Annotated in this window: 12 protein-coding genes and 1 tRNA gene; 7 read left to right on the forward strand and 6 right to left on the reverse strand. The window is 61.8% G+C overall.

Translation table 11 applies throughout. The annotated features are described in order from the left end of the window. Positions 1–8 precede the first annotated feature (8 nt). Positions 9–1,250: a cellulose binding domain-containing protein gene (locus AB0F88_RS13350; RefSeq protein WP_362681837.1), complete on the forward strand. Its 1,242-nt coding sequence runs from the start codon at positions 9–11 to the stop codon at positions 1,248–1,250. A gap of 233 nt (positions 1,251–1,483) precedes the next feature. On the opposite strand, the gene AB0F88_RS13355 is transcribed toward AB0F88_RS13350, so the two are convergent. The 4 genes from AB0F88_RS13355 to AB0F88_RS13370 all read right to left on the reverse strand — a co-directional run bounded on the left by AB0F88_RS13355 (position 1,484) and on the right by AB0F88_RS13370 (position 3,516). Further along, positions 1,484–2,059, reverse strand: a complete 576-nt coding sequence (locus AB0F88_RS13355; protein ID WP_362681840.1) for an SMI1/KNR4 family protein — start codon at positions 2,057–2,059, stop codon at positions 1,484–1,486. 228 nt (positions 2,060–2,287) lie between these two features. After that, a complete protein-coding gene (locus AB0F88_RS13360) occupies positions 2,288–2,626 on the reverse strand; it encodes a helix-turn-helix transcriptional regulator (RefSeq protein WP_362681843.1) in 339 nt (112 codons plus the stop codon). After that, a complete protein-coding gene (locus tag AB0F88_RS13365) occupies positions 2,623–2,985 on the reverse strand; it encodes a type II toxin-antitoxin system RelE/ParE family toxin (RefSeq protein WP_362681846.1) in 363 nt (120 codons plus the stop codon). Before AB0F88_RS13365 ends, AB0F88_RS13360 begins: the two co-directional genes overlap by 4 nt. Before the next feature lie 300 nt (positions 2,986–3,285). Further along, entirely contained in the window at positions 3,286–3,516 is a 231-nt protein-coding gene (locus AB0F88_RS13370; RefSeq protein WP_362681849.1) for a hypothetical protein, read from the reverse strand. A 392-nt stretch (positions 3,517–3,908) separates the two neighbouring features. Here AB0F88_RS13370 and AB0F88_RS13375 point away from each other — a divergent pair, with 392 nt between their 5' ends. After that, complete coding sequence (locus AB0F88_RS13375) at positions 3,909–4,103, forward strand: hypothetical protein (protein WP_362681852.1); 195 nt, start codon at positions 3,909–3,911, stop codon at positions 4,101–4,103. A gap of 56 nt (positions 4,104–4,159) precedes the next feature. Here the strand turns inward: AB0F88_RS13375 and AB0F88_RS13380 are convergent. After that, positions 4,160–4,243 (reverse strand) — tRNA-Val (locus AB0F88_RS13380). A gap of 325 nt (positions 4,244–4,568) precedes the next feature. On the opposite strand from AB0F88_RS13380, the gene AB0F88_RS13385 reads away from it, so the two are divergent. After that, positions 4,569–4,955, forward strand: a complete 387-nt coding sequence (locus tag AB0F88_RS13385) for a type II toxin-antitoxin system RelE/ParE family toxin (RefSeq protein WP_362681855.1) — start codon at positions 4,569–4,571, stop codon at positions 4,953–4,955. Next, complete coding sequence (locus tag AB0F88_RS13390; protein WP_362681858.1) at positions 4,952–5,281, forward strand: helix-turn-helix domain-containing protein; 330 nt, start codon at positions 4,952–4,954, stop codon at positions 5,279–5,281. Before AB0F88_RS13385 ends, AB0F88_RS13390 begins: the two co-directional genes overlap by 4 nt. 293 nt (positions 5,282–5,574) lie before the next feature. Here AB0F88_RS13390 and AB0F88_RS13395 read toward each other — a convergent pair whose 3' ends face one another. Then, positions 5,575–6,180, reverse strand: coding sequence for a hypothetical protein (locus AB0F88_RS13395; RefSeq protein ID WP_362681861.1), 606 nt, complete (start codon positions 6,178–6,180; stop codon positions 5,575–5,577). A gap of 497 nt (positions 6,181–6,677) precedes the next feature. Here AB0F88_RS13395 and AB0F88_RS13400 point away from each other — a divergent pair, with 497 nt between their 5' ends. The 3 genes from AB0F88_RS13400 to AB0F88_RS13410 all read left to right on the forward strand — a co-directional run. Continuing rightward, a complete protein-coding gene (locus tag AB0F88_RS13400) occupies positions 6,678–6,986 on the forward strand; it encodes a hypothetical protein (protein ID WP_362681864.1) in 309 nt (102 codons plus the stop codon). Positions 6,987–7,758: 772 nt separating this feature from the next. Further along, a complete protein-coding gene (locus AB0F88_RS13405) occupies positions 7,759–8,157 on the forward strand; it encodes a hypothetical protein (RefSeq protein ID WP_362681867.1) in 399 nt (132 codons plus the stop codon). Next, positions 8,147–9,230: tetratricopeptide repeat protein (locus tag AB0F88_RS13410; protein ID WP_362681870.1), on the forward strand; the 1,084-nt coding region annotated here is incomplete at its 3' end. The genes AB0F88_RS13405 and AB0F88_RS13410, both read left to right, overlap by 11 nt.

A 9,230-nucleotide genomic window follows, 5' to 3' on the forward strand; every position in this document is an offset into this window, starting at 1 on the left:
GCGGGTGGGTGAAGCGTGCGATGGCCGCGGCGGTCGTCGTCCTCGGGCTGCTCGCGGTGACCGTCGTGACTCGGCCGGCATCGGCCGCCGACAATCCCTATCAGCGAGGTCCCGACCCTACCTTGGCCAGTGTGGCCGCCACCAGGGGGAGCTTCGCCACCGCGCAGATCAGCGTGCCGCGCGGGAACGGCCTCGGCGGTGGGGTGATCTATTATCCGACGGACACCGGCCAGGGGACTTTCGGCGCGGTCGCGATCGTGCCCGGCTACTCCGCCCTGTTCGCCGACGAGGAGGCCTGGATGGGCCCCTGGCTCGCGTCCTTCGGTTTCGTCGTCATCGGAATCGAGACCAACAGCCGCACCGACGGCGCCGACGCCCGAGCGACCCAGCTGCTCGCCGCCCTGGACTATCTCACTCAGCGGAGTCCGGTACGCGACCGCGTCGACCCCAGCCGGTTGTCGGTGGTCGGCCACTCCGCGGGTGGTGCCGGCGCCCTCACCGCGGCGCTCCGGCGGCCCTCGCTGAAGGCCGCGGTCGGGCTCGCACCCGGCTCGCCCACAGGGAACCTGAGCCTGGCCGATAACCGGGTGCCCATGATGTTCATCTCCGGACAGAGGGACACGGTGGTCACGCCGTCCTACCTCAACGGGTTGTACAGCACTCTCCCGGCCACGGCACAGAGCGCCTGGGTGGAGATAACCGGCGTGGACCACCTGTTCGCGACGAGGGCGAACACGACCGAGATGCGGACGCTGATCCCGTGGCTGAAGATCTTCGTTGACAACGACACCCGGTACACCCAGTTCCTGTGCCCGCTGATGGACTCCACCGGCATCTCGATGTACCGCAGCAAGTGCCCATACGTACCGCCAGGCGACCCGTCGCCCTCCCCCTCGCCTTCGGTCACCCCGTCACCCTCACCTTCGGTCACCCCGTCGCCCTCCCCGTCTACGGGCGCCTGCACCGCGAGCTACCGCACCACGAACTCGTGGCCGGGCGGCTATCAGGGCGAGGTCACGGTGACGGCAGGCGGCTCGGCTGTCAGCGGATGGACCGTCAGATGGACGCCGGGCAACGGCCAGACGGTCAGCCAGGTATGGAACGGCACGCTGGCCGCCGACGGCCCCGCTGTAACGGTGACGAACGCCTCTTACAACGGCTCGATCCCGGCGTCCGGCACGGCCACCTTCGGCTTCCTGGCCGGCGGTACGCCGTCGCCTCCCTCCCTCACCTGCAGTGGTCGCCCGTGACACCCCGATGATCTATCAGCACAGGACGGCGGTAGCCGAGATGGTAATCACCCGTTGCAGGGAGAAGAACAAGCCCGGCCCAGGAGCGGGCCAACCGATCCCACGCCAAGCTCCGCAGACTCGGTGAGCCGGTGCATCCTCCGAAACCACGGTGCGGGGCCAGGCAAGGCCGGATACCCGATCAAGGCCATCGCCGTATTTCAAAACCACCGATCCACCTGAAGATGAAAAGGTCAGTGCAGTTCGCCCTGGAACGCGCGCTCCATCAAATGCCAGAACGACCGGAGACGAACACCCCCGGATTCGAACAGCGTATCGAGATACCATGCCTCCCACTCGCCACCGTCGGTGATGACGTGCGGATTGAGCAGGTAGACGTGACCCTCGACATCCTCAGAGATCTGCAGGGTGTGAGGAACATGGTCTACGAGTTCGAAGTCGTTCGGGTCTTGCGGCGCGTCGTAGTCGAAGGAATACCCGATGGGCAACTCCGGCGCCGGGGCGTCCAGGGGAGCGCCCCACCGGTGTGCGAGATGCGGGGCGACGTCGCGAGTCCAGCCGACATCGGCTATCGGCAGCAGGTGAAGGCTGGTGAAGGACTGTTGGTCCCAGCCGTTGCTCACCAGGAGAAACTCTCGATAACTGGGGGGCAGAAGCCGGCCCAGACGCTGCTCCTGCCGACGAATCTCGGCTTCGTCGGCAGGAAACATTCCCAGCCAATCCAGCTCATCTGGAGACATGTACGGCCCCGCATAGGCGGCACGGAGACGATCAGCCCATGGATGACGGGAAGCGCCGGGGGGATTCATGGGCGCATCTTACCCTTGTAGGGCGATCCGAGCGGGGGCACGACCAGAGCCAATAGTGGCCCTGACCTGGGCGTACGGTCCACGGCCGTCCACCGGTGTCCGCCCCCGTCCAGGGTCGCTGTCACCCGGTTGGTCACTCAGGTACGAAACACGGCCAGACTACGCGGCGGCAAAACGAAGGCCGGTGCGGGAGGAAAGAACACCGGCATGTGTCCGGCATGGGCGCAATCACCCCGTACGACGACCGCGAGGTATATCGAGCACCAGGGCCGAATCGCCGAAGTCGGCAACGATCTTGAGCTGACCGCCGAGTGCCGTTACGTAAGCAGCCAAAGTGGCCACTTCGCTGATCACTCCGCTCTCGATCTGTGAGACACGGGCCTGTGACACGCCCATCGCCTGAGCGACATCCTCCTGCCGTAGACCGAGTTTGCGTCTGGCTTCAGAGAGCTGGTGAGCGCGCTGGCGAGCTATGAGCCCATCGCGGAGTTGAGCGACCTCCCGCTCATCGCCGGGCTGGACAAGCTCGGCACGTAGTTCCTCCCATGTCACCGCCTGATCGCTCATTGCTCCCTCTCCTTGAGGTACCGGGCAAAACGCGCCTCTGCTGCTTTGATCGCCACGTCATACCAACCACTCCAGTCGCCAGACTTGTCTCCGGCGACCAGGAACACAGCTTGACGCCACGGGTCGAAAACGAAGAGCGGCCGCGCTTCGCTTCGCCCGCTGGATCCGGACCTCAGCTCCTTGAGATTGCGGATGGTCGACCCTTGAAGCGTGTCCACCAAGGGCCGCCCCAAACCGGGGCCTTCCTCGGAGACCCGATCCAAGGCCGCAGCGATCAGCAGGAGTGTCCGCCGATCCACCTTCCGTAGCTCATGAAGCCAGTCACGGACCTCTGGAACGATCACTATCTGCCAGTTCACTCAAGCATAATAAATTTATTATGTTGATCCAAGAGGAGTTTCGGCGACTCAGTGTATTGACATCGTCACGATCGGCTCTGAGATTGCCTCCCCAAGCTCCACGGCGTGTATGACGTGTCTCGCAGGTCTCGTCTGTCCGGGCTACGGAGGAACCTCACCTGTAAGGCAGCGGGCCAAGGCTCCGGGAGTCAAGGGCGGAGCTCCCAACTGGAAGAACGACCCTAGGGCCCGGGGCCTTGGCCTGCTGGGCTCTGCCTAGACGTGGCGGGCGGGAAGATCAGGCTCTCCTCAGCCATCGGCCTACGGACGGCTGGTACCGCTCTCCCGATCATCCCGGAGCCGAGTTCCCGCCGGAGGCGTATGGTTCTGATCGTTTCGTTCCACCAGCGCCATAACCCCTGACGCCAACATGAAGGCAAGCCCGATGAGAGCGAAGGTGACGCCCGAAGTGCCTCCCGCCGTGAACGCGGCAACAACCAGGGCGAGTAAGCCAAGCCCGATGAAGCAGAGCAGTATGTCACGCTTCTTCATGGCGAGCGATCGTAGGGGTGCGAGGTGTCTGGTGCATAGATGGGCCGCGCGGGTGCGACGGGCGGAGCCGTCGCCTTGACCTCGTCGCCGGCATGGTCAGCGTTCGGCAACAGCAGGCCGAGCCGGCCTCGGGAGAGCTGATCGTCGGTTCGCCCAAGTCACCGGCCGGTACGCATACGGTCGCCATCCCTACGGCGATCATTCCCGCGCTGCGAGATCATCTCGCCGATTTCCCCGGGCCGGAAGACGACGCGCTGATCTTTACCAGGGCTCGGGGCAGCCGGGTGCGACGGAGCGACTTCCGCAGGGCAGATAAGTGGGCGGAGACCAGGTAAAAGATCGACTACCCGAACCCGCACTTTCACGATCTCCGGTACACCGGGAACATCGTCGTGGCCGGCTCGGGCGCAAGCCTCGAAGATCTCATGGAGCGGATGGGACACGACTCCGTACGCGCGGCGCTGATCTACCAACACGGTACGGCGGAAGCTGATCAGAAGATCGCCGACGCGGTGAACGGCAAGATCTCGGAAGTCCGCCCGGATGACGACGACAGATCATCGGGAGTGCTCGCCCGGATGAGCTAATGGCATGTTAATGGCACAAAGCCCCGTTTCCATGATCGGATACGGGGCGTTCTGGCTGGTGGGCACTACTGGGTTCGAACCAGTGACATCTCGCTTGTAAGGCGATCCGAGCGAGGGCGCGACCAGGGCGAATATTGCCCCTGACCTGGGCGTACGTTCCACGACCGTCCACCGTCGTCCGCCCCCGTCCGGGGTCGTTGTCACCCAGTTGGTCACCCAGAACTGGCGCTCTCCGCAGGCTTGCGTGGCTCCTCCGCCCAGACGTCCCGGCCGTTGCTCCTACAGCTCGGAGGCGTGATAGCCGAACCGGTCGAACAGCCCGTCGTCTTGGTGGCTGCTCAGGCGCATCGTCGGCGAATTCCCTCCGCGTCCGTAATGCAAGCGGACCAGTCGACCTTGCGAACGAGGCTCTCCAGTCTGGCCGAAGCCCCGTCCTGGATATGAGCCAGGGATTATATTCTGAAGATGGCATGGGAGATCGTCCTACTGGAACCCGTGGAGTCCTGGTTCCTCAAACTCTGTGAGAGCGATCCGGGCTCGGCGGCCCTCGTCGAGAAGGCGATCGACCGGCTCGCCGAGGTCGGCCCCGCCCTCGGACGCCCCTTGGTAGACACGCTGGAGGACGACGACCTGAACAACCTGAAGGAGCTCCGTCCAGGCTCGCGAGGGCGGTCAGAGATTAGAATCATCTTCATCTTCGATCCCGACAGAGAAGCGGTCTTCCTCGTGGCCGGAGACAAGGCAGGTAAGTGGTCGCGCTGGTATGAAGAAGCGATCCCGCTGGCCAAGTCTCGCTACATGGAGTACCGCGCGGAGAAGAAGGCCGAGCAGACCAAGGAGGACAGGCGATGAGCCCTGCGCGCCGCTGGCAGGAGGTCAAGGCTGAGGCCCACCGGCTCCACCCCGAGCTGGCCACTCCCGAGCGACAGGCTGCCGCCGAAGCCGAACTGGATGCGTACGTGGCGGGGTATCACCTGAAAGAGCTGCGTAAGTCGCTGGGCAAAACCCAGACCGAGGTCGCTGCCGCGCTCGGCATCTCCCAGTCACGGGTCTCTCAGATCGAAAACGGCGACCTCGACGCCATGGAGCTGGAAACTCTCCGAGCCTACGCGGCCGCGCTGGGCGGACACGTCGAGGTGACGATCAGTGTCGGCCCACACTCCGTCAAGGTCGCCTGAGATTAGCCGAGCCCCTTCGAGACAGCTGCCCAACGGGGACATCTCACGTATAAAGACGACACCTGTCCAATCGACGCTGCGATGCGCGTAGCGGGTAAAAGAAGAGCCCTTGACCTGTTTCAGCAGGTCAGGGGCTTGTGGTGGGCACTACTGGGTTCGAACCAGTGACATCTCGCTTGTAAGGCGATCCGAACGGGGGCACGACCAGGACGATACCGGCCCTGACCTGGGCGTACTGTCCACGGTCGTCCACCGTTGTCCGCCCCCGTCCGGAGTCGTTGTCACCCAGTTGGTCACCCAGAACTGGCGCTCTCCGCCGGCTTGCGCGGCTCCTCCGCCCAGACGTCCCGCCCGTTGCTCCACAGCTCGGAGGCGTGGTAGCCGAACCGGTCGAACAGCCCGTCGTCCTGGTAGCGGCGTAGATGCATCATCGGCGAGTCGTGACCGACGAGCTTGGCCAGGTGCGGCGTCACCAGCATCTCGGAGTCGAAGCGGAAGACGCTCATGGCGATGTGCTCGTCCCCGAACCTCGCCTCGATGCCGGGCACGTTCCGAACCTCCTCGATCTCCGAGAGGGTGATCCGGATGCGGGTGGAGACCGTCAACGGGACGTTCTCCACCTCCTCCCGGCGGCGGGTGACCTCGCTGTCCGGGTCCCCAATCAGGAACCGGATCTTGCACCCCTGCTCGGCCTTGCGCTTGAGGACCTTGGCGAGGTTCGGGTGCTCCAGCCACAGGAAATAGTTGGTGTACCCGGCGAAGACGATCTCGTTGCGGGCTGAGCTGATCAGGTGACGCCAGATCGACTTGGGGCACGCCGACCGGTATGGGTAGACGGTCAGGACCTCGCGATCCGGGCCGGTCTTGACGGTGTTACGGATAGCCTCTGGCCACAACACGGACGTATCAACTCCTAATGCCTCAGCGGCGGCCCACTGGTGCCGAAGATGCGGGACCCGTGCCTCATCCTGTAACCACCGCTCCACCGTCTTAACATCCACCCCGCAGCGATCCGCCAGATTCTGGTTGCTCAGCTTCGCATCGAGCATGGCGCGGCGTAAGGCGACGTTGGCCACGGTGCACCTCGGGGAGTGAGGACGTCAGGGACGTTTTCGACTCTAGCTTTGAAACGTCCTGGACGTCTCTGGAACGCGGTGGGTTCGTCATTCACATGGAATGACGCTTGTTCCATGTCAGCACCCGTAATTCTGCAAGACCTCCAGGCGGCATTTCCCGGTTGGTGCATTTGGCGTAGTTCTGCGGGTCGCTTATGGGCCACCCGGAACGGTCGGCACCTTACGGGCGAAGAGGTAAATCGTGGCCTCTATCAGACAATCGACGCCGACGACGTTGCCGAACTCGCCCAGCAGCTCCGCCACCAGGAGGGGCTGGAGTCATGAGCACCCGCGACAGGAAAGAGCCGGCTCAACGATGCCCGGCCGCCCTGGCTGCTGAGCGCCTGCGGATCGGCCTCGAACACTATGGCGTCGTGGCCGACGTCCATCAGGGCCACGGCGTCGCCCTACTTTCCGTGTGGACCAATCTCGTGGTCTGGACGGACGGGCTTGCCTACCGCTGGTGGACAGGGAGGATCTCAGCGAAGACCGGCCGCCGCTTGTACCGGGTCTACGGCGTGGACAACCCGATCACTGTCGCCCACTACGTCGCTCAGCGGTACGAAGAACTTCGCAAGGCTTCCCACTGATCCAAGGGCGTCGCGGAGCGCACGTCGTGATTCTGCTCGATGGGTGCCTGAGCCCGCATGTGGTGATGCCGCAGCGAAACCACATCCGTCTGGACTGGCGAGAGCCGTACCCGACGCTCGAACGGGCACGCTCGGTGGCCTGGACCTGTTGGTGCCGGGCCACGGTCTACGAACTCTGCGAGGGCGGCGGTCGAGCGTTTGTTCGGCGAACCGTCCAGCTTGATGACGGCCACCAGGTCTACGAGACCTCCACCTGGCCAATCAGTGAAGCTCGGACAGTTTGGATGGCACTGCTGTCCGGAAGAGCCCGATAAGACGGATTCGAGTCAGACGGCGCAACCTCCCGCCTGGCCGACATAGACCGTAGTCACACACATAGGGTGACGGCTCAGGTGTGTCGGGGCATGAGGATACCGCTGCTACCTCAGCTTGGTCACCCGGTGCCGTATCCCGACGAAGGAGGGGTACGGCGTCGATCGCCCCAGCCCGAGTCTCGAGCACCGAAGTCAGCGATCGTCACGGTCGCAGCATGGTGCATGGTCTCGTCATCTCCGCGACTGGAGACGCATGAAGCATCCATGTGTACGAAGACCGAGGTGGCCGAGCTTCTGAGAGATTACCCATGCGCGCTGTTCACAGATGTCTGAATTGCGAAAATAATCCGATAAGAGGTAAATGTCTATATTTAGGAGGAGCGGTAAGCATCTAGCTGGGGACACACTAAGATCGGTGCGAACACCGCAGACCGCCACCTCACCCCCAGGGATCAGCCATGGAGCCAGAACGGTCTACACGTTCTCCCTGGCTGACGGGCTTGATCAGCGCTGGTCTCGCGTCGGCTACCGGCGTTGCAGTAAATATTGCAACCGAGCACGTCGAGAGCTTAACGGCTTGGTCGATAGTGGCCGGATTAACTCTTACAACTGGGCTCTCCGCAGGCTTCTTTCAGAAGGCGCGATCGGAAAATCACCCTCAACTGGAAGCCCGCACCGATAAGGATCAAAATCCTGCCGTATCTACATCTGTGTTCGAAGCGACTTTTACTGTCCAAAAAGACAATGTACTAAGGTCAGCACAGGTCAAGATATCGGACACCAAGATTGCAAGCCAGTGGATAAAAAGCTTCGATTGGCAACAGATTGAGGGAAAGGAGGCCCGTGATGACGAGTAGCAGCGAAAGGCTTGACGTTACCAACGTTTATGAGTTGCAACAGATAGCCAAGCAGGACCCTACACGTCTATCAGAATTCATGCGTGCCCTTGACTCCATCTCTCAAAAATACAATCAATTAGGCCAACTCGGGCCACTTGCCGATCTATTGCACAGCTCCTTGCGTGACGTCGAACCGATACTCGGCCAAGACCACCCAAGCATCCTAACCATTCGCAACAACCTTGCCACCGCCTATGAGTCGACCGGTCGGCTTTCAGAAGCAATCAAGCTCTACGAGCAAAACCTTACCGCGGCACAACAACAAGATGTTGACAATTCTCATCTGCTCACTTATCGCAGCAATCTAGCTAACGCTTACAAAAATGCGGGGCGGCTAAATAAGGCGCGTGCTCTATTTGATGACATACTGGATGATGCAGTTCGGATTATGGGCCCCGATCATCCAATTACTCTCACCACTCGCAATAATCTGGGCGGCGTTTATGAAGCAGCAGGGCAATTGGAGCAGGCAATCTCGCTTTACGAGCAGACACTGCTTAGCAGGGAACGTCAACTGGGTTTCGACCACCCAGATACTTTAACATCGCGAAATAATCTCGCCTATGCGCTTAGCGAGCAGGGAAATATTTCGGCAGCCATCGCTTTATATGAACAAGTGCTTGTAGATACTGAGCGAACACTTGGTGCAGAGCATCCGAATACACTGATTTCACGAAACAATCTTGCCTATGCACTTAGCGAGCAGGGTAATGTTTCAGAAGCCATTGCCTTGTACGAGCAAGTGCTATCAGGTAGGGAAAGGGTGCTTGGATCGGATCATCCCGACACCTTAAACTCGTATAGTAGTCTCGCTGGCGCCTACGAATCTATAGGTCGCATAGGCGAGGCCATTGAGCTGTACCAGCAGGTACTAACAAACGCCGAACGCGTACTCGGCCCCGATCACCCCGATTCCCTGATGTTTCGCAACAACCTCGCTGGCGCCTACGAATCTATAGGTCGCATAGGCGAGGCCATTGAGCTGTACCAGCAGGTACTAACAAACGCCGAACGCGTACTCGGCCCCGATC

It is taken from the genome of Streptosporangium sp. NPDC023963, assembly GCF_040639135.1.
Lineage (GTDB): Bacteria > Actinomycetota > Actinomycetes > Streptosporangiales > Streptosporangiaceae > Streptosporangium.